Below are 25,500 nucleotides of genomic sequence, written 5' to 3'. Positions count from 1 at the left end.
CTTCCATGAGTCACACCAACGGCCGACGCCTGCCCGGCGGCCGGCGCCTCGCCGCGGCCGCGTTCGTCGCCGCGCTCGCGCTGGCCACCGGTCCGGCGCTCGCCGCGTCGGCCTCGGCGGCGCCGAGGACCACGTCCGCGTCGACGCACCGCCACGCCTCGGCCGACGAGTCGCCGATCGACGCGCTGATGCGCGCCGCCGAGGTGCGCTACGCCGACGCGCACTGGAACTGGACGGCGTGGAACGACAGCACGCCCGTCGCAGGCGGAGCCGACCAGCCGAACTACCAGTGCGCCGAGTTCGTCGCCCGCTCGCTCGCCGCGGCCGGGCTGATCCCGGGCCTGAGCCCCGACGCGCCGCAGAACGACTACTTCACCTACCACGCCCCGAACGGCGAGGTGTACGACCTGCTGCTGATCTCCGATCTGCCGCAGTACCACAACCTGTACGACTACCTGCACGACAGCGGCATCGGCGTCGACCTCGGCGACCACCCCGAGCTGGCCAAGCCCGGCGACGTCGTGGTCACCTACGCGGGTCCCGACGGCACCAAGAGCCACACCGGTCTGGTCGCCACCGCGGCCACGGCCACCAGCGAGCCGCTGGTCGACGGGCACAACCACGCCCGACTCGACTACGGCTACCACTACTTCGCGCCCTCGCACCTGGTCCAGCTCGTGCCGAACGCGCTGGCCGAGGTGTGGACGTGGACGATCGAGCAGGAGGCGCTGCACGGTCCGTTCCCGCCGGTGCAGACGCCGCCGACCACCAACGCGCCGCTCGCGCCGCGGGCGCTGGTCACCGACCCGGCCGGCCCGCAGGTCTGAGTCGCGGAGGCCTCAGTCGCGCAGGTCTGAGCCCCTGAGGTCTGCGCCCTGAGGTTCTGCGCGGGAGGCCACCGGCGTCCGGGTGGCCCTGCACGTCCGGTGCGCCAGGTGGGTGGGCGGCCGGTCGCGCCTACGCGGCGGAGCCGCGGATCGGCAGCGCCCTGCGCCCCTGAGGCCGTCGCCCGCGTGGGGTTTCGGGCCTGTCGGCCCTGGAGCCCGCGCGTGGCTGGTCGCGCCTACGCGGCGGAGCCGCGGATCGGCAGCGCCCCGCGCCCTTGAGGCCGTCGCCCGCGCGGGGTTTCGGGCCTGTCGGCCCCGGAGCCCGCGCGTGGCTGGCCGCGCACGCGCGTCAGAGCTGGGCTTCGGCCTGCGCCAGCAGCTCCTGCAGGCGCAGGCCGTGGCGGGCGTCGAGCGGGTGGCTCGCGCCGGTGCGGACCGCCTGCGCGAACTCCGCGATCATCTGCCCGAACGGCTCCTTGAGCTCCTCCGGCCAGGCGAGCCGCGCGTGCCCGCCCGCGCCGAACACCTCCACCCGAGGCGCGGGCAGGGAGCCGCCGGCGAACGCCGTCATGCCCGCCTGGCTCAGTGCGCCGCCCTCGTGCTCCAGCGTCAGGGCCACCCAGCCGAGCGGGTCGCCCTGCGCGCGCACCGACACGACGCGGCCGAGCGCCGCGTCCAGCAGGTCCACCAGGTGCGGGCCGAGATCCAGCAGTGCGCCCCGCTCCAGCCGCCACGGCGTGGCGAACGGGCTGTCGGCCAGCGCGCCCGTGAAGACGGCGACGCCGCCCATGGGCCGCAGGGCTTGGGCCCGCGTCAGGAACTCGCGGGTGGACGCCGCGTAGCGGGCGGTCAGCACCATCTGCGAGACGACACCCGCTTCGCCGACCGCGTCCGCGAGGCGCCGCGCGTCGTCCAGCCGGAGCGCGAGCGGCTTCTCCAGCAGCACCGCCTTGCCGGCCCGGACCGCGCGCAGCGCCAACTCGGCCTGCACGTCCGGCGGCACGCAGAACGCCACCGCCTCGCAGGCGTCGAACAGCTCCTCCAGCCGCTCGAAGGCGGGCGCGCCGAAGCGTGCGCCCAGCTCCTCGGCCGCCTCCGTGCGCCGTGCCCAGACCCCGGCCAGCTCCGTCGTGGGCCCGGCCGCCAGCGCCGGTGCGTGCGCCATCCCGGCCCACGGCCCGGCCCCGACCAGTCCCACCGTCAGACGATCACTCATGGGCGCAGCCTAAGGTCTGTCCTCCGGCGCGGGAACAGGGGATCGTGGACGGCGGGGGTGCTCGTCATGGGGTTGAGCCACGAGATCAGCATGCGCTGCCGCCACTGCGAGATCATCTACACGGGGGACGCCGTGACCGTGATCCGCCTCCGCTGGGGGCTGCGCAGCTACCGGCGGAGGTTCCGGGTCGACGGCCGGTGGCCGATCCGCCCGGTCCAGGCGGTGCGGCACCGCTACTGGCGTCGCCTGCGGGTGCACTCCTTCCAGGTCTGGTCGATGCGCCCGATCGAGGTCACGGCCGGGTCCGGGCGGGGCCGGAGCGCCACGCCGCCCACGCTCACCTTCACCGCGCTGCGCCCGCCGGGCCGCAGCGTCACCGTCCCGGTCACCGTCAAGATGCTCGCGCAGCACGGCGACCTGATCGGGCGGATCAACCGCGCCATCGCCGAGCGGGCCCCACGGTAGCGGTCGGAGGTATGGCGTCCCGCACGTGATTCGATCGTCTGGACGATCGAATCAGTTGCCACAAGCTCGTCCTTCGCGTGATCGGGTTGTAGGGTGGGAGGGTCGCCCACGCCGTCGAACCGCCGGGAACGCAGATGACCATCGACTTCTTCGCCCATGAGGCGCTCCCCGCGCCGCAGGTCGGCGCCGAGCAGGCGCGGCGGATCGCCGCGGACCTGGGCCTCGACGGGCCGGTCGAGGAGCTCGGCAGCCAGCAGGACGCGAACTTCCTGGTGCGAGGCGAGGACGGGTCGGCCGTCGCCGTCCTGAAGATCGCCAACCCGGCGTTCGGCCCCGCCGAGATCGAGGCGCAGGACGAGGCGGCGGACCGGATTGCCGCCGCCCACCCCGGCCTGCGCGTCGCCACCGTGCTGCGCGCGGCCGACGGAGCCGCGCGGGCCGCCGTCGTGGAGACCGCGTCCGGGCCGGTCACGGCCCGGCTGCTGCGGCATCTGCCGGGCGGGACGCTCACCGGTCCGCGCCACCTCTCGCCGCGCGCCGTCGCCGCGATGGGCCGGATCGCCGGCCGGGTCAGCGCCACCCTGCGGGACTTCCGCCACCCCGGGCTCGACCGGGTGCTGCAGTGGGACCTCCAGCACGCCGACCGCGTCGTCGCCCTGCTGCTGCCCCACGTCGCCGACCCCGCCCAGCGCGCCGCCGTCGCGGCCGCCGCCGAGGACGCGTGGCGCGGGCTGGACCCCCTGCGCGCGCAACTGCCGCGCCAGGCCGTGCACATGGACCTGACCGACGACAACCTGGTCGCCGCGGTGGGCGACCCGGTGCGCACCCCGGACGGCGTCATCGACTTCGGCGACGTCGCCACGAGCTGGGCCGTCACCGAACTCGCCATCCCGCTCTCCTCGTTGCTGCACCACGACGGAGTGGAGCCGCATGACGTGCTGCCCGCCGTCCGGGCCTTCCACGCCGAGCGCCCGCTGGGCGCCGCCGAGGCGCGGGCGCTGTGGCCGCTGGTGGTCCTGCGCGCCGCGACGCTCGTGGCCAGCGGCCGCCAGCAGGCCGCGATCGACGGCGAGGGCAACGCCTACGCCCGTGCGGCCCTGGACCGCGAATGGCGGATCTTCGAGCAGGCGACGAGCGTCCCCACGGAGGTGATGACGGGCCTCATCCTGGACAGCCTCGGCCTGGCCCCGCTCGCTGCGGACCTCGCGCGCGGGGTCGTCGAGGATGGGGTCGTCGAGGGTGGGATCGTCAGGGGCGCCACGCCGCTCGTCGCGGACCTCAAGCCGACCGACGTCGCCCTGCTCGACCTCTCCGCCGACGCCGATGCCATGGACCACGGCGCGTGGCTGGAGGGCGGCGTCGAGGACCGGCTCGCGGGCGCGCTGCTCGCGGGCGGCGCGGCCGCGGTCCTCGCGCCCTACGCCCGGCCGCGGTCGAGCCGCGCGCGGGTGCTCGCCGCCGCCTCGCCGGCGACCGTCCCCACCGGCCTGGACCTCTGGTTCGGCCGCGACGCCGTCCTGCGGGCCCCCGTGGCCGGGCGCGTCCTGCGCGCCGAGGACGACGGACTGGACCTCGCCCTCGGGAGCGGCGAGCTGACGCTCCGTCTGGCGTACGACGAGGGCCGCACGTTGATCGTTCCAGGCGCCGACGCACACCCTGGCGATCCGCTCCTCTCCCTGACTGGCGGCGTCCGCGTCCGCGTCGCGCTGCAAGCCGCCGAGGCCCCGGACGTGCCGCCGCTGGTCCGGCCCGAGTACGCCGCGGGCTGGCTCGCGCTGACCGCCGACCCGACGCCCCTGCTGGGACTGCCGGGCGCCGGGCGGACCGAGGACGGCGACCTGTTGACCCGCCGCGCGGCGTCCTTCGCCGCCGTGCAGGGGCACTACTACGACGACCCGCCGCGCATCGAGCGCGGCTGGCGGCACCACCTGGTCTCCGACCAGGGCCGCGCCTACCTCGACATCGTCAACAACGTCAGCGCGATCGGCCACGCCCACCCCGCCGTCGAGCGCGCCGTGGCGCGGCAGTTGCGGCGGTTGAACACCAACTCGCGCTTCCACTACGCCTCGGTGGTCGATTTCAGCGAACGCCTCGCCGCGCTGCTGCCCGAGCCGCTGGACACCGTCTTCCTCGTCAACTCCGGCTCCGAGGCCGTGGATCTGGGCATCCGCCTGGCCGTCGGCGCGACCGGGCAGCACGACGTGGTGGCGCTGCGCGAGGCCTACCACGGCTGGACCTACGCCTCCGACGCCGTCTCCACCTCCCTCCAGGACAACCCCAACGCGCTGGAGACGCGGCCCGACTGGGTGCACACCGTGGACTCGCCCAACTCCTACCGGGGCCGCCACCGGGGCGCCGAGGCCGTCCGCTACGCCCCCGAGGCGGTCCGGGTGATCGAGGACCTCGCCGCCTCGGGGCGGGCCCCGGGGGCCTTCGTCGCGGAGACCTTCTACGGCAACGCGGGCGGCGTGGCCCTGCCCGACGGCTATCTGGAGCAGCTCTACGCGGCCGTCCGCCGCCACGGCGGCCTGGCGGTCGCCGACGAGGTCCAGGTCGGCTACGGCCGGCTCGGCCACTGGTTCTGGGGCTTCGAGCAGCAGGGCGTCGTCCCCGACATCGTCTGCGTCGCCAAGGCGATGGGCAACGGACACCCGCTCGGCGCGGTGATCACCTCACGGGCGGTCGCCGAACGCTACCGGGACCAGGGCTACTTCTTCTCCTCGACCGGCGGCAGCCCCGTCTCCAGCGTCGTCGGCAGCACCGTGCTCGACGTGCTGCGCGACGAGGACCTCCAGGGCAACGCCGTCCGCGTGGGGGCACGGCTCAAGGCCGGTCTGGAGGCGCTCGGCGAGCGTCATCCGCTCGTCGGCGCCGTCCACGGCTCGGGGCTGTACCTCGGTCTGGAACTGGTCCGCGACCGCGCGACGCTGGAACCGGCCACGGAGGAGACGGCGGAGCTGTGCGACCGGATGCTCGGCCTGGGCGTCGTCGTCCAGCCGACCGGCGACCACCTCAACGTGCTGAAGATCAAGCCCCCGCTGTGCATCGACGCCGAGGCCGTCGACTTCTTCACCGCGACGCTCGACCGCGCGCTGAGCGAACTGGGCCACTGAGCGCGGGTCACCAGGGCGGCGGCCCTGGGCGGGTCACCAGGGCGGTGGCCCCGGGCGGTCACCAGGTCAGCGGGCCGTCCGCGGTGAAGCAGCCGCCCGTCGGGCCGTCGCGACCGATCGAGGCCATCCGGACGATGACCTCGGCGCCCTGCTCCACCGTCTGGCGTCCCACGTGCCGGTTCAGGTCGGTCGCGGTGTGGCCGGGCTCCACGGCGTTGATCCGCATACCGGGGAACGCCTTGGCGAACTGGACGGTGATCATGTTCACCGCCGCCTTGGACGCGGGATAGGCGACGCCGGGGTAGTGGTAGCGGGAGCTCGTCGGGTCGGCCACCTCCGAGACGAAGGCCAGGCCGCTGCTGACGTTGACCACGACCGGCGCGGCGGAGCGCGCCAGCAGCGGCAGGAACGCGTGGGTGACCCGGACCAGGCCCACCACGTTGGTCTCCAGGACGGTCCGCATCACCTCGGCGGTGAGCTCCGCCGCGCCGATGACGCCGTCGTCCGCCCCGTAGACCTCGATGCCGGCGTTGTTGACCAGCACGTCCAGCCCGCCGTCCGCCTCGACCGTCTTCACGGCCGCCTCGACCGAGGCGTCGTCGTCGACGTCCAGCTGGACGAAGCGCGCGCCGAGGCGCTCCGCCGCGGCGCGGCCGCGTCCGGCGTCCCGGCTGCCCAGGTAGACGGTGTGGCCGTCCGCGAGGAGGCGGCGGGCGGTCTCGAAGCCGAGGCCCTTGTTGGCCCCGGTGATCAGTGTCGTCGTCATACGCACCATCGTGCCCCAGGGCCCTTGCCGGGCTCGACCAATTTCCCCGCTACGACAGGTAGTTCTCCACCTCCGAGGCCGGACGCACGCGGGCGCCGTCCGGGTCCTGGCCGGCGTCGAGGCGGGCGCGCCGCTGGCGCAGCAGGTCCCAGCACTGGTCCAGCTGGGTCTCCACAGCGGCCAGGCGGGAGCGTTCGGTGTCGGCGTCGATCTGCTGGGCGGCGAGTTGGTCGCGCAGGTCCCGCTCCTCGCCCACGAGCTCGTGGATCCTGGCGATGATCGAGTCGTCGCCGGTGGGGCTCTGCTGGGTCATGGTGATCTCCGTCCGCTCGGCCGGGCCACCCCGCCCGTCGGCGGGGAGAGGGGCACCCTCGGGCATCAGAGCCCAGTCTGCCGCGCCGCGCCTGGATCCGCAGGGCGAATCGGACGCAGGCGCGGCGGCCCGTCCGGCGTCCCGGAATGTTCAAGCCGGAATGTTCAACGCGGGACCATTGCCCTGTTCCTGTCAGGGGCTCCACCATGTCGGTCGGGCGCCCGGCCCCGGGCGCCGCACGGGTCCGCACCATCGGGAGGAAGTCATGGCACCACGCTCATCCGCCCGCTCCACGCGCCACCCGCTCCGTGCCGCGGCCACCGCCGCCGCAACGCTCGGCCTCGCCACCGCCCTGGGCACGGCCGTCGCCCCCGCCGCCCACGCGGCGGGCGTCGTCGACCCCGCGCCGATCGGCCCCGACCAGTTCTTCACCGGGCTGGTCAACGGCGCCACCGCCGACGCCGCGATCCAGATGGCCTGCTACGGCCCCGTCACCACGGGCGAGACGGGCCACCCGCTGCCAGGCCAGACGGTCGAGGTGCTGCCCTCGCCCGCCTCCGGCACCGTCGACGTCGGCTACACGGGCTCCGCCGCCACGGACGTCGTGGTGAACTTCGGCCCCGTCTCGACGACCCCGCCGGTGACGCTGGGCTTCTACGCGGTCAAGGCCGCCATCCCGACCAGCCTGGTGCTGCCCTGCTCCGGCACCGGAACGGTCGCGTTCGTCCCCGAGCCGGGCAGCGCGACGGCCCGCCCGGCGACGCTGACGGTCCGCTACGTCGGGCAGCCCTAGGGCTCCCGGGCCTGCGCCCGGTCACGTCCCGGACCAGGCCCGTTCCAGCAGTCCGTCCAGCTCGGCGCGCCCGACCGGGCGCGGGTTGGCGTAGGGCGCGGCCAGCACCTCGTCGGCCACCCGGCGCAGGTCCTCGTGCCGTACGCCCAACTCGCGCAGCGTTCGCGGCGCGCCGAGCCGCTCGGCGAGGCGCGCCAGCGCCCGCGTCGGGTCCTTGTCGGCCGCAGCGTCCCCGCCGAGGGCGCGGGCCAGGGCCGCGCGGGCGTCCGGCGCCGAGGGCAGGTTGAAGGCCGCGACGTACGGGAGGATCACCGCGTGGGTGTCCGCGTGCGGCAGGTCCAGCAGGCCGCCGAGCACGTGGGCGAGCTTGTGGTGCAGGCCCATGGTCGTCGTGCCGAGGCAGGCCCCGCACAGCCACGCCCCCTGGAGGGCGGCGGTGCGGGCGTCCAGGTCCTCCGGGCCGCGGGTGAGCTCGGGCAGCGCGGCCGCGAGGTCGCGCACGCCCTGCTCGGCCATCGCGGCGACCACCGGGGAGCCGTCGGGTGCGTAGAGGGCCTCGACGGCGTGGGCCATCGCGTTCAGGCCGCTGGTCACCGACACCGGGACGGGCAGCTTGAGCGTCAGTTCCGGGTCGTAGAGGACGGTGCGGGGCAGGACCGCCCGGTCGCGTCCGGTCTGCTTGCGGGCGTTCTCGGTCAGCCCCCAGATCGGCGTCATCTCCGAGCCCGCGTAGGTCGTCGGCACGGCGACGAAGGGGAGGCCGTGGCGCAGCGCCAGCGCCTTGGCCAGTCCGACGGTCGAGCCGCCGCCGACCGCGACGCAGCCGTCGGCGTCCGCCGCGCGCACCGCCTCGGCGGCGGCCGCCACGGTCGCCACCGGCACGTGCATCCGGGCCCCGGCGAAGACGTCCACCGCCAGAGCGCCCAGCAGTGCGGCCGCGCGGTCGGCGAGTCCGCGCTGGCCGGGCGTGCTCAGCACGGTCACCCGGCGCAGCCCGAGCCGTTCCGTCTCCGTGCGCAGGGAGGCCAGCGCGCCGGGCCCGAAGACGACCCGCATGGGCAGGGCCTCGTAGACGAACGACCCCATGGTCACTGCTCCACCTTCGCACGCTCGTCCGGCACCAGCCGCACGTCGAAGTCGGCCTGCCGGAAGGGCGCGCTGACGCCGTGCCGGGCCGCCTGCTCCGGATCGTCGACCTCGGCGAAGTCGACGACGAGGCCGGGCTTCACCGCGAAGACGGCGTCGCTGTCGAGGTAGGGGCTGTCGGCGACGAACAGATGCGTCGTCAGCGTCCGGAACCCGGGCGCGGCGGCGATCAGATGGACGTGGGCGGGACGGAAGGAATGCCGGTGGGAGGCGCGCAGCAGGCGGCCGACCGGGCCGTCGGTCGGGATCGGGTAGTGGCTCGGCACCACCGTCCGGAAACGGAACCGGCCCTGCTCGTCGGCGGTGAACAGCCCCCGCCCGTTGCCCGGCGGCTGCAGGTCCGGCTGCTGCACGTCGTAGAAGCCGTGCTCGTCGCACTGCCACACGTCGACGGAGGCCCCCGGCACCGGCGTTCCGCCCGGACCGGTCACCCGGCCGGTCACCACGCACGGCGTTCCCGTGCCCACCTGGTCGATCGAGTCGCCGAGCGCGCGGACCGGCGAGTCGGTCATGTGGAACGGCCCCAGCACCGTGCCCGCGGTGCCGTCCGGGTCGCCGTTGACCGCCTCGACCAGCGAGGAGATCCCGAGCACGTCGGACAGCAGGACGAACTCCTGACGGGTGTCGTCGCAGGCCTGCCCGACGGCGGTGAGGTACTCGACGGCCTGCTGCCACTCCTGCTGGGTCGGGCGCAGTTCGCGCACGAGGGCGTGCGCGTGCCGGACGACGGCCTCCAGCACCTCCCGCGTCCGCGGGTCGGCCGCCCCGGCGAAGCTCGCCGCCACGGCCTCCGTCAACGCCGACGCGACCTGCGCCTCACCGACCCGCGCCTCGCCGGTCACCTGGCTGTCCACGCGCGGTCTCCTCTCACAGCTCACACTGTCCCCTCAGGAGTCTTCCCCCTGCGGGGTCGTTCCGCCGCCCGCCGCCCGCCGCCCGCCGCGTCGACGTCCGGGGCGGCCCGTGACGGCCGCCGACGAGGCACTAGGTTGATCAGGTGACGACGACCGACGACTTCGCCGAGCTCTCCCCGACCACCCTGGCCGACGTCCTCGGCGCCGACCAGGTGATGGACCTCGGGATCCGTCCGCTCTACGGGCCCATGGCCCGCCTGTCCGGGCCGGCCTTCACGGTCAGCTGCCCGCCGGGGGACAACCTGATGCTGCACGCCGCGATCCACCGCGCGGAGCCGGGTTCCGTCATCGTCGTCGACGCGGGCGGGGACCTGCGGTACGCCCTCGCCGGGGGCAACGTCTGCGCGGTGGCCCAGCGGCGCGGCATCGCGGGATTCGTGCTGGACGGGGTGATCCGCGACCTGGCGGAGATCCGCGCCATGGGCTTCCCGGTGCTGGCGCGCGGCGTGGTGCCCGTGCCCGGGGGCAAGGCCGTCGCCCGACCGCTGGGGGAGCCGGTCGTGTGCGGGGGTGTCACCGTGCACGCCGGCGACGTCCTGGTCGCCGACGAGGAGGGCGTCGTTGTGACTCCGCGCCGCCGCGCCGCCGAGGTGCTCTCCGCCGCACGGGCCAAGGTGGCGAAGGAGGCCGCGCAGACCCTCGACGACTGGCAGGCCGACCACCGCGCCCGCGTCGAAGCCCTCCTCGCCAAGGCCGGGTACGCCGAGTAGCCGCCGTCAGGGCGGGAGTTCGCCGGAGCCGCGGGGGATGAGGCGGGTCGGGACGACGATGTGCTGCGGCGCGGCGGGTTCGCCGCGCAGGCGGCGGAAGAGGAGCTCGGCGGCGGTGCGGCCCATCAGGGTCGGGTCCTGGGCCACCACCGTCACCGGGACGGCCAGCAGATCGGCGAGCTCGAAGTCGTCGAACCCGACCAGGGCCGGATGTTCCTGACGTCCTGCCAGCTCCCGCAGCACCGCGACGGTGGTGCGGTTGTTGCCGCACATCAGCGCCGTGACCGGGGTGGGGCCGGTGAGCATGCGGGCGAGTGCGAAGCGGATTCCGAGCGGATCGGGGCGGCCCATGGCGATCCATGGCTCCTCGACCGGGCAGTCGCTGTCCGCCATCGCCTGGCGGTAGCCCGCCAGGCGTTCCGCGGCGGTGAAGATGTCCGGGGCGTCGCCGAGGTAGCCGACCCGGCGGTGGCCCTGGCGCAGCAGATGGGCGGTGCCCGCGACGGCCCCGGCGCGGTTGTCGGCCAGGACGGTGTCCACCTCCAGGCCCGGCATCGGCCGATCCACGCTGACCAGCGCGGTGCCGGCGGCGGTCTCGGGGGCGAGGTAGCCGTGGTCGGCGGAGGTGGGCACGACGATCAGGCCGTCGACGCGACGCGCGCAGAAGCCGAGGGCGAGTTCGCGCTCGCGCGCGGAGTCCTCGGCGGAGGAGCCGGTCAGCAGCAGCGAGCCGTGGGCGCGGACGACCTCCTCCACGGCCCGGCTCAGCTGCGAGTAGAACGGATCGGCGACGTCCTCCAGCAGCAGGCCCACGCTGCCGGTCCGCGCGCCCTGACGCAGCAGCCGGGCGCCGTCGTTGCGGCGGAAGCCGAGCTGCTCGATGACGGCGCGCACCCGCCCGGCCGTCGCCTCGCTCACCCCGGCCTCACCGTTGACGACGCGTGAGACGGTCTTCAGGCCCACGCCCGCCGCCGCGGCGACGTCCTTCATGGTGGGCCTGACCGGGGCTCCGGGACCATCCGTGCTGGCTGGCATCTGCGGCCACCGTCCCTTCCGGGGAACGCCTGCGGGAACGCCCGACTGCGGCACAGCATAGACAACGTTGCCTTAATCGTGGAGAGAACCGGCAAGCCTGCAGGAGGCATTGACGTGCCGTCAGCTTACCGGTTCAATCCGAAGCCACGAACGACAACGTTGTCCTCGACACTTCGCGGGGAGGTGTGCCGTGGCGGAACCGTTGCTGGAAGCACGCGGCGTGGTCAAGCGGTTCGGGCACGTGCACGCGCTGCAGGGAGCCGACTTCGCCGCCTACGCCGGTGAGGTCGTCGCCTTGATCGGCGACAACGGCGCGGGCAAGTCGACGCTGGTCGGCGTCCTCTCGGGCGTCCTCGCCCCGGACGAGGGCGCGATCCTGCTCGACGGAGCGCCGGTGCGCTTCGCCGGACCGCAGGACGCGCGGCGGGCGGGCGTCGAGACGGTCTACCAGGACCTGTCGCTGGCCCAGGACCTGGACGCGCCCGCCAACCTCTACCTCGGGCGGGAGCTGGTGCGCAAAGGCGTGCTCGGCAGGCTCGGCGTGCTGGACCGACCGGCCATGCGCCGGGACGCGGTGCGGGCCTTCGCCGAGCTCGGCGTCACGCTCAAGGACCCGACCGTGCCGGTGGCCGCGCTCTCCGGCGGGCAGCGCCAGTCCGTGGCGGTGGCCCGCGCGGTGGCCTTCGCCAACCGGGTCGTCTTCCTCGACGAACCCACCGCCGCACTGGGCGTGGTGCAGCGCGCACGGGTGCTGGAGACGGTGCGAAGGGTGGCGGACCGTGGCATCGGCGTCGTGCTCATCAGCCACAACATGCCCGAGGTGCTGTCGGTCGCGGACCGGGTGGAGGTGCTGCGGCTGGGCCGCCGGGTCGCGTCGCTGCGGGCGGCGGACACCACGATCGAGGAGCTGGTGGGCGCGATGACCGGCTCCCTGGACCGCGGCGACGCGGCCGACGCGGCCACCCTGGTCGCCGCGCCCGAAACGCCGCTGGAGCGGCCGCAGCAGGAGCCCGAGCCGCAGCCGTCGGAGGAGGAAGCGTGATGACGACGACCGAGACCGGGCGCCCGCCGCACACGGACACCGTGACCGCCCGGACCCCGCCCCTGCTGCGCCGCGCGGCGGGCGTCAGCGAACTGTGGACCTTTCTGATCCTCGCCGCGCTCGTCGTGTTCTTCACCCTCGCCGCCCCCGGCAAGTTCTTCACCGCCTACGACCTCACCCAGATCGCCGTCAACGCGGCCATCTACCTGGTGCTCGGCGTCGGCATGACGTACGTGGTCATCACCGCGGGCATCGACCTGTCGATCGGCTCGGTGCTCGTCCTGGCCGCGGTGGCGGCGGGGGAGTGGAACATCCACCACGGCGGCGCCGGAGCGGGCTGGGGCACGGTCGCGGTCTGCGTCGTCATCGCGCTCGTGGTCGGCGCGGCATGGGGCGCCCTCCAAGGAGCCGTGGTCGCCACGGAGAAGGTGCCGCCGCTGATCGTCACCCTCGGCGGACTCGGGGCCGCCCTCGGCATCGCCGAACTCGCCACCGGCGGCCAGGACCCCGCCGACACCGCGGCGAACAACCTGCAGAACACCCTCGGCTACGGCAAGCTGCTCGGCATCCCGTGGCTGGTGATCCTCGCCGCCGCCGTCACCCTGGTCTTCGGTCTGGTGCTGGGCACCACCCGGTTCGGCACCCACACCTTCGCCATCGGCTCCAACCCGGCCGCGAGCCGCCGCGCGGGCATCCGCGTCGGCGCCCACCTGGTCAAGGTGTACGCGCTGATGGGCCTGCTCGCCGGTCTCGGCGCGGTGATGTGGCTGGCCTCCTACGGCACCACCTCCATCGCCGGCCACTCCACCGACAACCTCAAGGTCATCACGGCGGTGGTGCTGGGCGGCACCAGCCTCTTCGGAGGCCGCGGCTCGGTGCTGGGGACCGTCATCGGCGTCTTCATCCCGGCGGTGCTGAGCACCGGACTGATCGTCATCGGCGTCCAGCAGTACTGGCAGGACGTGGCGGTGGGCGTGGTCCTGGTCGCCGCCGTCTACATCGACCAGATGCGCCGCCGCACGCGCGAGCGCAGCTGAAGCGGGAGCGCGCACCACCGCAGACGGGCGAGAGCGCACCGCCGCACGAGCCCACGAGCCGCACGAGAGGACACCACCACCATGTCGAGCACCATCCTGCCGACCCCTCGCAAGCGCGCACTGCTCACGGCCGCCCTGGCCACCCTCGCCCTGGCCGCCACCGCGTCCTGCAGCTCCTCGGCCAGTCCGGGGCCGGCCGGGGCGGGTGGTGTGCAGGGCAAGAAGATCGCCATGATCACCGGCGTCAAGAGCGACCCCTTCTACATCACCATGACCTGCGCCGCACAGGCCGAGGCCAAGGCCAAGGGCATCTCCTTCACCGCGGACGGATCCGCGCAGTGGGACGTCTCCGTCCAGCGTCCGCTGATCGACTCCGTCGGCGCGTCGCACCCGGACGGCCTGATGATCTCCCCGGTGGACACCGAGGCGCTCACGCCGTCGCTGAGGCAGATCCAGGGCTCGGGCACGAAGATCGCGCTCGTGGACACCTCGGTCACCGACTCCTCCGTGGGGATCACCCGGATCTCCTCCGACAACGAGAAGGGCGGCCAGGTGGCCGCCGACGCGCTGGCGAAGCAGATGGGGCAGAAGGGCTCCGCCATCGTCATCAGCGTCAAGCCCGGCATCTCCACGACCGACGCCCGCATCAAGGGCTTCACCGAGGAGATGGCCAAGTACCCGGGCATCAAGGTGCTGCCGACCCTCTACGACAACGACCTGCCGGCGACGGCGGCCTCCCAGATCCAGTCCACCCTGGCCGCCCACCCCGACCTGGGCGGCGTGTTCGCGGGCAACACCAACACCGGGCAGGGCGTGGCCACCGGCCTCGCGCAGGCGGGCAAGCAGGGCGTGGTGAAGGTGGCCGCCTTCGACGCCGAGCCGGACGAGATCACCGCGCTGAAGAACGGCACGCTCCAGGTCCTCGTCGCCCAGGACCCGGCGGCGATCGGCACCGAGGCGGTCGACCAACTGGCCGCCGCGTTCGCGGGCAAGCCGGTGCAGGCGTCGATCGGGACGACCATGGTGGCCATCACCAAGGACAACCTGAACGATCCGCAGATCGCCAAGTACGTCTACAAGGCGGCATGCTGAGGGCTGTCGCGCCGCCCACGGCTGCGAATTCCACCACGGCGCCCCGGAGGTTCGACGATGCGGCTGTTCGGCAAGAGGCATCGTGACCTCCCACTTCAGCCCTTGCACACCCCACGGCTGAAGGCCGTGCCCGCCCGCGACGCGCTCGACTTCGCGGCGGCCTACGCGGGTGCGTACGACGCGGAGGCGATGGATTGGCTGGGCTGGTTCGAACGGCCCCGACCGGAGGTGGTCCAGTGGCTGTTGGAGGTGACGGAGCACAACCGGGCGCGGCGGAGTCGCGAGCTCCCCGCGTCCCTCAGGTCCGTGCGGCACTGGCGGCGGAAGGACAGCGCCTTCTTCGTGCTCGTCGACAGGGCGGAAGGCCGGTGCGCCGGAGCGGTGTCCGTGCAGGTGAAGGACGGTGAGGTGGGCGGCTGGCTCGCGCCGCGGTTCCGTGGCGTCGGCCTGGGCACCGAACTGTTCCGCGCGGGTGCGGACATCGCTCACGAGCAGTTGGGCATGACGACGGTCAGGGCCGGCACCCAGCGATCGAACACCGCCTGCCGAAGGGCGCTCGAAGCCGCCGGCTACGAGGCGGCCGAGGGTCCGTCACACCACACGCTTCCGGACGGGCGCACGGTGGAGGCGTGCTGGTACGCCCACCAAGCGCACCGGCGAGCCGAGCTCCAGGTCGAGCACCTCTAGGTCTTTCCTGGTCGGCGCAAAGCCCCCGAACCGGTCGCGGTTCGGGGGCTTCCCGCTGCTTCGTGTCGTGCCTCAGCCGAACATGCCGGGCTGGTAGTCCCCCGCGGGCTGGCGGTTGATCACGTTGATGCGGTTGTAGGCGTTGATGATCGCGATGAGGCCGATGAGCGCGGCCAGCTGCTCCTCGTCGTAGTGCTTCGCCGCGTTCTGCCACACCTCGTCGCTGACGCCGCCGGCCGCGTCGGCGATCCGGGTGCCCTGCTCGGCCAGCTCCAGCGCCGCGCGCTCGGCCTCGGTGAAGACCGTGGCCTCACGCCAGGTCGCCACGAGGTTGAGGCGCAGGGACGTCTCGCCCGCGGCCGTGGCGTCCTTGGTGTGCATGTCGGTGCAGAAGCCGCAGCCGTTGATCTGGCTGGCTCGGATCTTCACCAGTTCCTGCGTGGCGTGCGGCAGGGTCGAGTCCGAGACGACCTTGCCGGCGGAGTTGACGTACTTGAACAGGGCCGGGCCGATGCTGCTGCCGAAGAGGTTCAGACGGGCTTCCATGACGATCTCCTTGCCGTTTTCGACGCTTCCACGTGTATGACAAACGGCAGCGCCTGAGTGTGACACCCGGCCCCGGGGACTTTTCCGCTACCCGCGCGGCAGCTGCTCGGACAGCACGGACGGCAGGCCGGTCCAGTCGGTGGAGACGAAGGACGCGTGCGCGGCGGCCAGCTGCGCGACCCGGGCGGTGGCGTCGGACTGGGAGGGGGCGGTGTCGGAGAGCGCCGGGTCGACGTTCTGGGCGTCGGTCATCACCAGCAGGTAGTGGTTGGTGTCGTACCAGGAGGTGTCGATGCCGCCGTCGACGAAGGCGTGCGCGTCGCCGTCGAAGACCACGAACCACGGGCGCAGGGTCGCGTCGGAGTAGCGGGTGCGCGGGTCGCCGGAGGCGGCGCCGAGGACGGAGGGGAAGATCTGGGCGTTCCCGAGCTGGCCCGCGGACTGGAGGGCGGCGAGGTGCTGGGCGTACTCGACGTCGGTCCACAGGTGGTCGAAGGGGTTCGCCTGCTCGAAGGTGCCCGGGATGGCCTCCAGGATCACCTTGCCCGCGAGCGCGGAGCGCTTGGGCCAGGCGTTCGCGCGGGCCGCCGCGTCCAGGCTCGGGTAGCCGGCCATCAGGTCGGCCGGCCGGTAGACGTCGGAGCCGAGGTGGGCCTGCACGAGGGAGTCCAGCTGGGTGGGGCCGAGGCCGACGGTCGCGTCGAAGCCCGCCTTCATCTCCAGCTTGATCATGATGGGCGGGTGGCCGGGGTGCGCCGCCAGCCAGATCCGGATGTCGTCCAGGCAGCTGCCGAGGTCCTTGTTGGCCCCGCCCCGGTACAGGTCGGCGGCGCTGCTCGCGTCGACGCAGTTGTTGCTGTTGCCGAGCGGGTTGGCGTGGCTGACCTTCCACTCGTGCGTGAACGGGTCGACCCAGGTGTCGAGCTCGACCAGCGACGTGCCCGCGTCCAGCGCCTGCGCGAGGTAGGGGAAGGCGGACGTGTCGTCGTAGGTGTTGTGCAGCCCGACCGAGGTGCCCGCGGCCAGGGAGAGGTCGCCGGTGTCCTGCGCGGCGGCGGTCCCGCCGGGCAGGGCGAAGGGGATCAGGCAGGCGGCGGCGGTCAGCAGGCACGAGACGAGACGACGCGGAACGGGGCGACGCGAGGCGGCCATCGGTCCTCCGGGACGGCGGAAGGGGGCCGACGGGACGGGTCGGCCGCGTGCCGCCCTTCTTGGCATGCACGCGGCGTGATGGTAACCCCGCTGGATGGCGCTGGGGTGACGCTTCGTCAAAGTCGCGGATGGGCGCGGAGGATCAGTGTTCACCGGCCCGGTGGGTCGCGGGTGGACGACCGTGCTCCACCCGGCGAGCGTCCGCCGTCTCAGGGGAGTTCGCGGGTGAGCCAGACCAACTCGCCGTCGCCGTCCTCGGCGCAGACGCGGTCGCGCTCGAAGCCGAGCTTTTCGAGGACGCGGAAGGAGGGGGTGTTCCACGGGCGGACCGTGGACCAGAGCCGCTTGCGGCCCGTCGCCGCCGCGGCGTCGAGCACGGCGCCGGCCGCCTCGGTGGCGTAGCCGTGCCCGTGGGTGCGCTGGAGCAGCTCGTAGGCGATCTCCGGTTCGTCGACGCTCGCGCGTCCGACCAGGAGCCCGCAGTAGCCGATGAAGTCGCCCTCGGCGAGGCGGGTGATGCGCAGCAGGGCCAGGCCGGTCGTCGCCGTCGCGGCGCGGCCCTCGGCGAGGATCTCCCGCGCGCGCTCGACCCGTGGTGCGGCGGTGCCGCGTTCGGCGGCCAGGAGGCAGAGGTCCTCGGCGTCGGCGTCGGTCCAGAGTTGGAGGCGCAGCCGTCGGGTCTCCAACGCGGCGGGCATCGGTGCGTACGCGGTCGACATGCGGCCACTCTGCACCACCGCGCGACGGCGAGGAAGGGGGGTGGTCGGGCTTGGGCGGCCGTCAGATCGTGACCGGGCCCTTGGGGGTGGCGAACTCGACGGAGACCAGGCCGGGTTCCTCGTCCTCGACCCAGGTGACGTCGATCTGGTCCAGCGGGTGGTCGGCCGGTTCGCCGAGGAACTCGGCGATGGCGCCGGGATCGCCGGCGATGGAGACCCCCTGGATCCGGGAGGAGGTGCGCGGGTCCGCGCTGGGACGCTCCTCCAGTGGGACCAACCACTGCAGGAAGTAGGGCAGTTGCGGATCATCCATCAGTTCGAGCAGACCGATCTGCTTCCAGCGCAGGTCGAAGCCGTCCGGGCGGACCCGGTGGCCCTCCGCGGAGGTGCGGCCGAGTCGGGCCTCGACCGGGCCGATGTCGTCGACGGAGACCACCCAGCCGAGCCAACCGCCGCCCTCCGCCGCGCGGCGGGCCACCGCCTGCCCGAAGGGCGCGCGGTCGGCGGCGGGGTGGTCGAGGGTGGTGACCACCTCGACGTAGGTGCCGCCGGCCAGCGGGAGGACGAAGTTGCGGGTCCCGAAGCGCGGGTGCACGCCCCCGTCCACGAAACCCGCCCCCAGGGCCGAGCCGATCCGCTGAACCGTCGAGACGAAGCTGTCGCGGGCCACCGCGTAGGAAACGTGATCAAGTCGCACCGCGCCATCATGACCCGGTGCGCCCGCGCGGACCCCCACGCCACGCCCGCCGAGGCGGCAAGGGTCAGCCGCGGAGCGGATCGATCATCGTCATTCCGGCGGGGGAGGCCCGGTCGAAGACCGGGAGCAGCGCCGCTGCCTCCTCCAGACCCACGACCCGCTCCACCAGCCGCTCGGGGTCCAGCGCGCCGTCGGCGATCAGCGCGAGCATCGCCGGGTAGTCGGCGGCGGCCATCCCGTGGCTGCCGAGCAGATCCAGCTCCCAGGCGATGACGCGCGCCATCGGCACCCGCGGGTGGCCGCCGACCGGCGGCAGCAGCCCGACCTGCACGTGGCGTCCGCGACGCCGCAGGCTCAACACCGCGTCCGCGCAGGTCTGCTCGCTGCCGACAGCGTCCACGGCGACATGGCTGCCGCCCCCGGTCAGCGCGTGCACCCGGGCGGGGATGCCCGCGCTGGGGACCGGGCGGGCGAGCGCGGCCGTGGCAGCGGCTGTCCCGGGGACGGCGCCCGCGTCCGGCCCGGAGGCCGGGCCCCCTCCCGCGCCGGGTGCGGTTCCGGTGCCCGCGCCCGGGGCCGGGCCCGCTCCCGCGCCGGGGACCGCGCTGAGGGCTGTGCCCGTTTCCGCGCCGGCGACAGGCACCGTGCCCGCGCCGCCGCCCGTGCCGCCATCCGTGCCCGTGCCGCCATCCGTGCCCGCGCCACCGCCCGTGCCTGCGCCGCCATCCGTGCCCGCGCCACCGCCCGTGCCTGCGCCACCGCCCGTGCCCGTGCCCGTGCCCGTGCCCGTGCCACCATCCGCGCCCGTGCCCGCGTCCGTTTCCGCGAGCAGCACCGCGTCCGCGCCGAGGGCGAGGGCTGCGTCCAGCGCGCGTTGGTGCCGGTCGACCGCGACCACCCGCGCGCCGAGGGCCTTCGCGATCATCACCGCGCTCAGGCCGACTCCGCCCGCGCCGACCACGGTCAGCCACTCTCCCGCCTCCAGCCGGGCGCGGCCGGTGAGCGCGCGGAACGCGGTGGCGAAGCGGCAGCCCAGGCTCGCGGCGGCCGTGAAGGAGACCCCGTCCGGCACCGCCACGAGGTTCGTGTCGGCCGCGTGCAACGCGACCAGCTCGGCGAAGGAGCCCCAGTGCGTGAAGCCCGGCTGCTCCTGCTCCGGGCAGACCTGCGCGTTGCCCGAGCGGCAGTAGGCACAGCGCCCGCACCCGCACACGAACGGGACGGTCACCCGGTCCCCGACCGCCCACCGCTCGACGCCCGCCCCGACCTCGACGACCACCCCGGCCAGCTCGTGGCCGGGCACGTGCGGCAGTGCGACGTCGTCGTGCCCGGCCCAGGCGTGCCAGTCGCTGCGGCACAGGCCCGTCGCGTGCACCCGCACCACGACGCCGCCCGCCGGCGCCACCGGATCGGCTACCTCCCGCACGACGACCGGCTTCCCGATCCGGTCCATCACCACTGCGCGCACCCCACCACTCCCTCGACCTCGACGACCGCTCCCGCGAGCCAAACTAGTCCCCGGCATTGCGTCGCCGCGGGGCGACCTGCGCGCGTGAGAATGGACCCAGGACCAGCGAGTCCGCCCGAAAGTGGACGGGTGTGCCCGGCGCGCCTGAGTGCCCCCGCTCCTTCCGCCAGCCAGACTTCGGACTTGCTCGACCAGCCCGGAAGGATTGCCATGTCCGAGAACATTGACGTCAATCTCGAAGCGAGTGAGGGGGGCGCGGGTGGTTGCCCGGTCGCGCACGGGCGCGCCCCGCATCCCACGCAGGGCGGGGGGAACCGCCAGTGGTGGCCGGAGCAGCTGAACCTTCGGATCCTGGCGAAGAACCCGGCCGTGGCGAACCCGCTGGGTGAGGACTTCGACTACGCGGCCGCGTTCAGCGCGCTCGACCTGGCGGAGGTCAAGCGCGACATCGGCGAGGTGCTCACCACCTCGAAGGACTGGTGGCCGGCGGACTTCGGCAACTACGGGCCGTTCATCATCCGCATGGCCTGGCACTCCGCCGGCACCTACCGCATCCGCGACGGCCGCGGCGGTGGCGGCACCGGTCAGCAGCGCTTCGCGCCGCTCAACTCCTGGCCGGACAACGCCAGCCTGGACAAGGCGCGCCGGCTGCTGTGGCCGGTGAAGAAGAAGTACGGCAAGGCGCTGTCCTGGGCCGACCTGATCATCCTCGCGGGCAACGTCGCGCTGGAGGACATGGGCTTCGAGACCTTCGGCTTCGGCGGCGGCCGGGTCGACGCCTGGGAGCCGGACGAGGACGTGTACTGGGGCCCGGAGACCACCTGGCTCGGCGACGAGCGCTACACCGGCGACCGCCAGCTGGAGAACCCGCTCGGCGCGGTCCAGATGGGCCTGATCTACGTCAACCCCGAGGGCCCCAACGGCAACCCGGACCCGATCGCCGCCGCCCGCGACATCCGCGAGACGTTCTACCGGATGGCGATGAACGACGAGGAGACCGTGGCCCTGATCGCCGGCGGCCACACCTTCGGCAAGACCCACGGCGCCGGCCCCGCCGACAACATCGGCCCGGACCCGGAGGACGCGCCGATCGAGCAGCAGGGCCTGGGCTGGAAGTCCTCCTACCGCACGGGAAAGGGCGGCGACGCGATCACCTCCGGCCTCGAGGGCATCTGGACGAACACCCCGACCACCTGGGACAACAGCTTCTTCGAGATCCTCTTCGGCTACGAGTGGGAGCTGTTCAAGTCGCCGGCCGGCGCGTTCCAGTACCGCCCGAAGGACGGCGGCGGCGCGGGCACCGTCCCGGACCCCTTCGACCCGGCCAGGCGGCACCAGCCCACGATGCTGACCACGGACCTCTCGCTGCGCTTCGACCCGATCTACGAGCCGATCTCGCGCCGCTTCATGGCCGACCCGGCCGCCTTCGCGGACGCCTTCGCCCGCGCCTGGTTCAAGCTGACCCACCGCGACATGGGCCCGATCGCCCGCTACCTCGGCCCCGAGGTCCCCGAGGAGCAGCTGCTCTGGCAGGACCCGGTCCCCGCCGCGTCGCGCTCGCGGCTCGACGCGTCGGACCTCACCAAGCTGAAGCAGAAGATCGCCGACGCGGGTCTGTCGGTCGCGCAGTTGGTCTCCACCGCCTGGGCCTCGGCGGCGTCCTTCCGCGGCAGCGACAAGCGCGGCGGCGCGAACGGCGCCCGCGTCCGCCTCCAGCCGCAGGCCGGTTGGGAGGTCAACGACCCCGACCGGTTGGCGGTCGTGCTGAGCGCCCTGGAGGGCGTCCAGCAGGCGTTCAACGCCGAACTGTCGGGCGGCAAGCAGGTCTCGCTCGCCGACGTGATCATTCTGGCAGGCGGCGTCGGCGTGGAGCAGGCCGCGAAGGACGCCGGGGTGACGGTGGAGGTGCCGTTCACGCCCGGCCGCGGTGACGCGACGCAGGACCTGACCGACGTCGAGTCCTTCGCGGCGATGGAGCCGCTCGCGGACGGCTTCCGCAACTACCTCGGCAAGGGCAACACGCTCCGCGCGGAGTACCTGCTGCTCGACAAGGCCAACCTGCTGACGCTGTCCGCGCCGGAGATGACGGTGCTGGTCGGCGGCCTGCGGGTGCTGGGCGCGAACCACCAGGGGTCCAGCCTCGGCGTGTTCACCGACCGGCCGGGCACGTTGACGAACGACTTCTTCGTCAACCTGCTCGACCTGGACACCAGCTGGGCCCCCGTCGCCGAGGACGCGAGCACCTTCGAGGGCCGCGACGCCTCCGGCAAGGTCCGGTGGACCGGGACCCGGGCGGACCTGGTCTTCGGCTCCAACTCCGAGCTGCGCGCCGTCGCCGAGGTCTACGCGGGCGACGACGCCAGGGAGAAGTTCGTCGAGGACTTCGTCGCCGCCTGGGCCAAGGTCATGGACCTCGACCGCTTCGACGCGCGCTGACGCGGTACTGCTCGCCTCTCAGCCCGCGCCTCTCAGTCCGCGCCTGACAGTCCGCGCGTCTCAGCCCGTGACGTCCGGACCGGCCTCCTCGGCCGGTCCGGACGTCGGCGCGTGGAGCTCCTTGACCGCGCCGATGGCGCGGTCCGTCCTGCCCGCCGCGAGGTGCGTCAACAGCCGTTCCCGGCAGCGGTTCCGGCGCAGGATCGCGTCCGCGTCCGGCAGCGGCCGCAGCAGGCTGAGCCGGCCGAGCAGGTCCGCGGTGACCTCGCGCACGGCGGGGCCGCCGAGGGTCTCGGCCAGGTCCAGATGGAAGCGGGACTCCAGCTCCAGCAGCCGGTCCGGGTCCGCGCCGACCTCCCGTGTGCCGGCCGCCAGATCGCGCAGGCCCTTCAGCTGCTCGGCGGCCACCTCGCCGGAGGCGTGGGCGACCAGCCCGCACTCCAGCAGCAGCAGGAACGCGTCGACCGCGCCTGCCGCGACCGGGTCGTGGCAGGCGGGGACGACGGCGTACCACTCGGCGGAGACGAAGGTGCCGCCGGTGCGGCCGCGCCGCCGGTCCAGCAGCCCGTCCTGGCACATCCCCTCCAACGCGCGGCGCACCGTCATCTCGCCGACGCCGAGCTGCTCGGCGAGACGGCCGGTGTCCGGCAGGCGGTCGCCGGGCCGCAGCGCGGAGAGCCGGACCAGCAGCGCGATGCGGGAACGGACCAGGTCGGCGCCGGTCTGCGGTCCGGCCCCGGTGAAGGCGGGGAACGGAGCCGCCTGGCTGTAGGGGCCGAACTTGCCCGCGGTGCTCACCACGCGGTCACCCTAACCCTCGCTCCGACCCGCCTCGCTCCGACCCGTGCCGGCCCTCGGCCGGCACGCTCAGCCCGCGTGGCTGTCCGCGACGATCGAACCGACGCGGTCGCCCAGCGTCGGATCGCGCCGGACCAGGACCGCGGCGTAGCCGAGCGCCGCGAGCAGGATGCCGAGGGCGAGATAGGGGAACCAGTCGTAGGGGTTCGGTTGGCCGGGTTTGACCAGGTAGTAGAGCGGCACCAGGATCGCCGCCGCGCCCAGGCCGGGCAGCAGCGCGTGCCGTGCCCAGTGGAACTCGCTGGGCCGGTAGCGCCGGTAGTAGAACGGCAGGGCGACGTTGGACGCGAGGTACACCAGCAGCACCAGGATGGTCCCCATGGTGGACGACTCGGCGAAGAAGACCATCGGGTCCATCGCGCCTGAAGCGGCGTGCCCGCCCAGCAGGTGGCCGAGGCCCCAGCCGCCGATGATCAGCAGTGAGATGGTGACGAAGGTGAGGATGGCCCGGGTGGGCGTGCGCCGGGTGGGGTGGACCGCGCCGACGGCACTGGGCAGCAGACCCTCGCGTCCGGCGTTGAAGACCAGCCGCGCCTGGGAGTTGGTGCCCGCGATCAGCGCGCCGAGCGTCGAGGTGAGCCCGGCGAGGTATGCGAAGAACGCCAGCACGCCGAGGGTTCCCTGGGCGACGTCGATGAAGGGGACGGCGGAGGCGCCGACCTTGGTCACGTCGTAGCCGAAGCCGGTGAGGGTGGCGTAGGAGAAGAGCACGTAGCTGACGGACATAACGCCGATGGAGAGGAAGACGGCCCGCCCGACGTTGCGCCGCGGGTCCTGCGTCTCCTCGGCGAGCGCGGCGGAGTTCTCCCAGCCGATGAAGAGGTAGACCGCCAGCGGGAAGCCCTCGGCGAGCCCCTGGAAGCCGCCGCTGATCCGGCTCGGCTCGAACGGGGCGAGCGAGAGGTGCCCGGCGTGGTCGACGATGGCCGCGACCGAGACGACCACCAGCACCAGCATCTCGACGCCGAAGAAGAGCCCGGCCAGCTTGGTGGAGACGGCGATGCCGCGCACCATCAGCACCACGGCGAGGCCGGTCAGCACCAGCGTCCAGATGATCCAGGGGACGTTCCACTTCAGGTAGTGGTTCAGCGTCGTCTCCAGGAAGCCGCCGGAGACGGCGATCACCGACGCCATCGCGATGATGTAGCCGAGGCCGGCCAGCAGCGCGGTGGTGACGGCGCTGGTGGGGCCGAAGGTCTTGCCGACGAAGGTGATGAAGCTGCCCGCCGAGGGGTGCGCCCGGGAGAACTGCGCGAGCGTGTTACCCAGCAGTGCCACGGCGATGCCCGCCGCGATGACGGTGAGCGGGGAGGCCACCCCGGCGGTGGTGGCCAGGAAGCCGAAGCCGAAGAAGAAGCTCATCGCGGGGCCGATGTTGGCCATGGTCGCCGCCGCGATGTCGACCATGCCCAGGACGCCGCCGTTCAGGCGCTGGGTTCTGACGGTGGGGGAGGCGACGGTCTGCTCGGACACGGGCATGCTCCTTCGCGCGCGGGTGTGCGGGTGCGGGGCGCAGATGGGTGGCGTGGGTGGCGTGCCGAGAAAATAGTTCAACCCGATCAGTTAAACAAGGGTTCGCACAGCAGGGCCGCCCGCAGGTCCGCCCGGTCCTCCAGCCGCGCCAGGTCACGCCCCGTCAACTCCTCGATGCGACGCACCCGGTAGTGCACCGTGTTGACGTGCACGTGGAGCGCGCGGGCCGCCCGGGACCAGGAGCCGTCGAGCTCCAGGAAGACCGCCAGGGTCTCCAGCAGGGAGACGGAGTTGACGCGGTCGTGCGCCGTCAGCGGCCCGAGCAGCCGCTCCCGGTAGGCGACGCGGACCTCGGCGGGCACGCCGCGCAGCAGCGCGGCGAGGGAGTCCAGCGAGTCGCTCGCGCCGACGCCGTCGCCGGGCAGGGACGCGAGCGTCCAGTCGGCCTGGGCGAGCGCGGCGCGCAGGGCGGCGAGGCTGGGCGCGGCGCACGGGCCGACGGCCCCGGTCAGCGCCGACCCGTCGCCTGCCCGGCCCGACGCCGCGCCTCCCGCCGGGCCCCTCACCGGACCCGCCGGGGAGACCGTCGCCCGTCCCGCCGCAAGGCCGGCCGAAGGGCCCGCGGCCGGATCGAGGCGCGCGAGGCCCGGCGCGCCCCCGGTCGTGGGCGGCAGGTCCGCGGAGCGGGCGAGCGTCGCGGTGCCGCCGTCAGTTCGGCTCGCCCCGCCGTTCCCTGCGCCGTTTCCGCCGCCCGCAGCGCTCGCATCACCCGCTCCGCTGTGGGGGGCGCGGACGGCGGCGGGGAGTGCGGGTCGCGTGCCGCTGCCCCGGCCGTGGACGGTGAGCCCTGAGCGGAGCGGTGACCCGGACGCGCCGGGTGCTCCGCCGGCGTCCGGGCCCTGGGCGGCGAGAGCCGCGCGCAGCCGGGGCCAGGCCCGGTGCAGGGCGTCCAGCACCAGCGCTTCGGGGGCCGCGCACAGGCCGATGGCGCGGCC

23 protein-coding genes and 2 pseudogenes are annotated in these 25,500 nt (G+C 73.9%); 10 read left to right on the top strand and 15 right to left on the bottom strand.

Annotated features, from left to right (window positions below):
* Positions 1–5: 5 nt before the first annotated feature.
* Positions 6–827 carry an amidase domain-containing protein gene (locus tag TR50_RS07840; RefSeq protein ID WP_042416571.1) on the top strand — a complete coding sequence of 274 codons (822 nt, stop codon included), beginning with the start codon at positions 6–8 and terminating at the stop codon, positions 825–827.
* A 349-nt stretch (positions 828–1,176) separates the two neighbouring features.
* Here TR50_RS07840 and TR50_RS07835 read toward each other — a convergent pair whose 3' ends face one another.
* Positions 1,177–2,043, bottom strand: coding sequence for a Gfo/Idh/MocA family protein (locus TR50_RS07835; protein ID WP_042416568.1), 867 nt, complete (start codon positions 2,041–2,043; stop codon positions 1,177–1,179).
* Between the two features lie 66 nt (positions 2,044–2,109).
* Here TR50_RS07835 and TR50_RS07830 point away from each other — a divergent pair, with 66 nt between their 5' ends.
* Both TR50_RS07830 and TR50_RS07825 read left to right on the top strand, forming a co-directional pair.
* Entirely contained in the window at positions 2,110–2,508 is a 399-nt protein-coding gene (locus tag TR50_RS07830; protein ID WP_152648305.1) for a hypothetical protein, read from the top strand.
* A gap of 134 nt (positions 2,509–2,642) precedes the next feature.
* On the top strand, positions 2,643–5,621 hold the full coding sequence (locus TR50_RS07825) for an aminotransferase (protein ID WP_042416562.1): 2,979 nt from the start codon (positions 2,643–2,645) through the stop codon (positions 5,619–5,621).
* 58 nt (positions 5,622–5,679) lie between these two features.
* On the opposite strand, the gene TR50_RS07820 is transcribed toward TR50_RS07825, so the two are convergent.
* The gene (locus tag TR50_RS07820) at positions 5,680–6,387 is read right to left on the bottom strand and encodes an SDR family NAD(P)-dependent oxidoreductase (RefSeq protein ID WP_042416559.1); all 708 of its coding nucleotides are present in this window, start codon (positions 6,385–6,387) and stop codon (positions 5,680–5,682) included.
* 49 nt (positions 6,388–6,436) lie between these two features.
* The gene (locus TR50_RS07815; RefSeq protein ID WP_042416556.1) at positions 6,437–6,700 is read right to left on the bottom strand and encodes a DUF2630 family protein; all 264 of its coding nucleotides are present in this window, start codon (positions 6,698–6,700) and stop codon (positions 6,437–6,439) included.
* A 265-nt stretch (positions 6,701–6,965) separates the two neighbouring features.
* Here TR50_RS07815 and TR50_RS07810 point away from each other — a divergent pair, with 265 nt between their 5' ends.
* The gene (locus tag TR50_RS07810) at positions 6,966–7,493 is read left to right on the top strand and encodes a hypothetical protein (RefSeq protein ID WP_042416553.1); all 528 of its coding nucleotides are present in this window, start codon (positions 6,966–6,968) and stop codon (positions 7,491–7,493) included.
* Positions 7,494–7,514: 21 nt separating this feature from the next.
* Here the strand turns inward: TR50_RS07810 and TR50_RS07805 are convergent, their stop codons facing one another.
* Together TR50_RS07805 and TR50_RS07800 are read right to left on the bottom strand one after the other, a co-directional pair.
* Entirely contained in the window at positions 7,515–8,579 is a 1,065-nt protein-coding gene (locus TR50_RS07805; RefSeq protein ID WP_042416550.1) for a maleylacetate reductase, read from the bottom strand.
* Positions 8,580–8,581: 2 nt separating this feature from the next.
* Positions 8,582–9,493 carry a dioxygenase family protein gene (locus tag TR50_RS07800; RefSeq protein ID WP_236654316.1) on the bottom strand — a complete coding sequence of 304 codons (912 nt, stop codon included), beginning with the start codon at positions 9,491–9,493 and terminating at the stop codon, positions 8,582–8,584.
* A 143-nt stretch (positions 9,494–9,636) separates the two neighbouring features.
* Here TR50_RS07800 and TR50_RS07795 point away from each other — a divergent pair, with 143 nt between their 5' ends.
* Positions 9,637–10,263 (top strand): RraA family protein, encoded by a 627-nt coding sequence (locus TR50_RS07795; protein WP_042416547.1) that lies wholly within the window; start codon positions 9,637–9,639, stop codon positions 10,261–10,263.
* A gap of 6 nt (positions 10,264–10,269) precedes the next feature.
* On the opposite strand, the gene TR50_RS07790 is transcribed toward TR50_RS07795, so the two are convergent.
* The gene (locus TR50_RS07790) at positions 10,270–11,298 is read right to left on the bottom strand and encodes a LacI family DNA-binding transcriptional regulator (protein ID WP_042416544.1); all 1,029 of its coding nucleotides are present in this window, start codon (positions 11,296–11,298) and stop codon (positions 10,270–10,272) included.
* A 190-nt stretch (positions 11,299–11,488) separates the two neighbouring features.
* On the opposite strand from TR50_RS07790, the gene TR50_RS07785 reads away from it, so the two are divergent.
* The 4 genes from TR50_RS07785 to TR50_RS07770 all read left to right on the top strand — a co-directional run bounded on the left by TR50_RS07785 (position 11,489) and on the right by TR50_RS07770 (position 15,156).
* Positions 11,489–12,340, top strand: coding sequence for an ATP-binding cassette domain-containing protein (locus TR50_RS07785; RefSeq protein WP_084699903.1), 852 nt, complete (start codon positions 11,489–11,491; stop codon positions 12,338–12,340).
* On the top strand, positions 12,340–13,377 hold the full coding sequence (locus TR50_RS07780) for an ABC transporter permease (protein ID WP_042416541.1): 1,038 nt from the start codon (positions 12,340–12,342) through the stop codon (positions 13,375–13,377). The genes TR50_RS07785 and TR50_RS07780 overlap by 1 nt, the downstream gene beginning before the upstream one ends.
* 81 nt (positions 13,378–13,458) lie before the next feature.
* Complete coding sequence (locus TR50_RS07775; RefSeq protein ID WP_042416538.1) at positions 13,459–14,469, top strand: ABC transporter substrate-binding protein; 1,011 nt, start codon at positions 13,459–13,461, stop codon at positions 14,467–14,469.
* A 102-nt stretch (positions 14,470–14,571) separates the two neighbouring features.
* A complete protein-coding gene (locus tag TR50_RS07770; protein ID WP_160311092.1) occupies positions 14,572–15,156 on the top strand; it encodes a GNAT family N-acetyltransferase in 585 nt (194 codons plus the stop codon).
* Between the two features lie 72 nt (positions 15,157–15,228).
* Here the strand turns inward: TR50_RS07770 and TR50_RS07765 are convergent, their stop codons facing one another.
* The 6 genes and pseudogenes from TR50_RS07765 to TR50_RS50340 form a co-directional block, all read right to left on the bottom strand.
* On the bottom strand, positions 15,229–15,702 hold the full coding sequence (locus TR50_RS07765; RefSeq protein ID WP_042416535.1) for a carboxymuconolactone decarboxylase family protein: 474 nt from the start codon (positions 15,700–15,702) through the stop codon (positions 15,229–15,231).
* Between the two features lie 87 nt (positions 15,703–15,789).
* A complete protein-coding gene (locus tag TR50_RS07760; protein WP_042416532.1) occupies positions 15,790–16,854 on the bottom strand; it encodes a phosphatidylinositol-specific phospholipase C domain-containing protein in 1,065 nt (354 codons plus the stop codon).
* 209 nt (positions 16,855–17,063) lie between these two features.
* Positions 17,064–17,573: a GNAT family N-acetyltransferase gene (locus TR50_RS07755; RefSeq protein ID WP_042416526.1), complete on the bottom strand. Its 510-nt coding sequence runs from the start codon at positions 17,571–17,573 to the stop codon at positions 17,064–17,066.
* A gap of 61 nt (positions 17,574–17,634) precedes the next feature.
* Positions 17,635–18,270: a VOC family protein gene (locus TR50_RS07750; RefSeq protein ID WP_042416524.1), complete on the bottom strand. Its 636-nt coding sequence runs from the start codon at positions 18,268–18,270 to the stop codon at positions 17,635–17,637.
* 64 nt (positions 18,271–18,334) lie between these two features.
* Positions 18,335–18,709, bottom strand: a pseudogene (locus TR50_RS50345) (zinc-binding dehydrogenase); the annotation flags it as partial.
* A gap of 312 nt (positions 18,710–19,021) precedes the next feature.
* Positions 19,022–19,738, bottom strand: a pseudogene (locus TR50_RS50340) (alcohol dehydrogenase catalytic domain-containing protein); the annotation flags it as partial.
* Between the two features lie 210 nt (positions 19,739–19,948).
* On the opposite strand from TR50_RS50340, the gene katG reads away from it, so the two are divergent.
* A complete protein-coding gene (gene katG, locus TR50_RS07735; protein ID WP_042416521.1) occupies positions 19,949–22,174 on the top strand; it encodes a catalase/peroxidase HPI in 2,226 nt (741 codons plus the stop codon).
* 60 nt (positions 22,175–22,234) lie between these two features.
* On the opposite strand, the gene TR50_RS07730 is transcribed toward katG, so the two are convergent.
* From TR50_RS07730 to TR50_RS48510, 3 genes are all read right to left on the bottom strand, one after another.
* The gene (locus tag TR50_RS07730; protein WP_042416518.1) at positions 22,235–22,975 is read right to left on the bottom strand and encodes a FadR/GntR family transcriptional regulator; all 741 of its coding nucleotides are present in this window, start codon (positions 22,973–22,975) and stop codon (positions 22,235–22,237) included.
* Between the two features lie 66 nt (positions 22,976–23,041).
* Positions 23,042–24,439 carry an APC family permease gene (locus TR50_RS07725; protein ID WP_152648312.1) on the bottom strand — a complete coding sequence of 466 codons (1,398 nt, stop codon included), beginning with the start codon at positions 24,437–24,439 and terminating at the stop codon, positions 23,042–23,044.
* Positions 24,440–24,591: 152 nt separating this feature from the next.
* Positions 24,592–25,500 (bottom strand): PucR family transcriptional regulator (locus TR50_RS48510; RefSeq protein ID WP_236654315.1); only part of this gene is annotated, 909 nt, incomplete at its 5' end.

Source organism: Streptacidiphilus anmyonensis, from assembly GCF_000787855.1.
Lineage (GTDB): Bacteria > Actinomycetota > Actinomycetes > Streptomycetales > Streptomycetaceae > Streptacidiphilus > Streptacidiphilus anmyonensis.
The sequence above is the reverse complement of the archived record's forward strand: the minus strand, read 5'-3'. Positions and strand labels throughout refer to the sequence as shown.

Excerpts from the sequence above, each read along its gene's own strand:
- TR50_RS07840 (WP_042416571.1), top strand. The coding sequence starts at position 6 with ATGAGTCACACCAACGGCCGACGCCTGCCCGGCGGCCGGCGCCTCGCC.
- TR50_RS07835 (WP_042416568.1), bottom strand. The coding sequence starts at position 2,043 with ATGAGTGATCGTCTGACGGTGGGACTGGTCGGGGCCGGGCCGTGGGCC.
- TR50_RS07830 (WP_152648305.1), top strand. The coding sequence starts at position 2,110 with ATGGGGTTGAGCCACGAGATCAGCATGCGCTGCCGCCACTGCGAGATC.
- TR50_RS07825 (WP_042416562.1), top strand. The coding sequence starts at position 2,643 with ATGACCATCGACTTCTTCGCCCATGAGGCGCTCCCCGCGCCGCAGGTC.
- TR50_RS07820 (WP_042416559.1), bottom strand. The coding sequence starts at position 6,387 with ATGACGACGACACTGATCACCGGGGCCAACAAGGGCCTCGGCTTCGAG.
- TR50_RS07815 (WP_042416556.1), bottom strand. The coding sequence starts at position 6,700 with ATGACCCAGCAGAGCCCCACCGGCGACGACTCGATCATCGCCAGGATC.
- TR50_RS07810 (WP_042416553.1), top strand. The coding sequence starts at position 6,966 with ATGGCACCACGCTCATCCGCCCGCTCCACGCGCCACCCGCTCCGTGCC.
- TR50_RS07805 (WP_042416550.1), bottom strand. The coding sequence starts at position 8,579 with ATGGGGTCGTTCGTCTACGAGGCCCTGCCCATGCGGGTCGTCTTCGGG.
- TR50_RS07790 (WP_042416544.1), bottom strand. The coding sequence starts at position 11,298 with ATGCCAGCCAGCACGGATGGTCCCGGAGCCCCGGTCAGGCCCACCATG.
- TR50_RS07780 (WP_042416541.1), top strand. The coding sequence starts at position 12,340 with ATGACGACGACCGAGACCGGGCGCCCGCCGCACACGGACACCGTGACC.
- TR50_RS07775 (WP_042416538.1), top strand. The coding sequence starts at position 13,459 with ATGTCGAGCACCATCCTGCCGACCCCTCGCAAGCGCGCACTGCTCACG.
- TR50_RS07765 (WP_042416535.1), bottom strand. The coding sequence starts at position 15,702 with ATGGAAGCCCGTCTGAACCTCTTCGGCAGCAGCATCGGCCCGGCCCTG.
- TR50_RS07760 (WP_042416532.1), bottom strand. The coding sequence starts at position 16,854 with ATGGCCGCCTCGCGTCGCCCCGTTCCGCGTCGTCTCGTCTCGTGCCTG.
- TR50_RS07755 (WP_042416526.1), bottom strand. The coding sequence starts at position 17,573 with ATGTCGACCGCGTACGCACCGATGCCCGCCGCGTTGGAGACCCGACGG.
- katG (WP_042416521.1), top strand. The coding sequence starts at position 19,949 with ATGTCCGAGAACATTGACGTCAATCTCGAAGCGAGTGAGGGGGGCGCG.
- TR50_RS07725 (WP_152648312.1), bottom strand. The coding sequence starts at position 24,439 with ATGGTCGACATCGCGGCGGCGACCATGGCCAACATCGGCCCCGCGATG.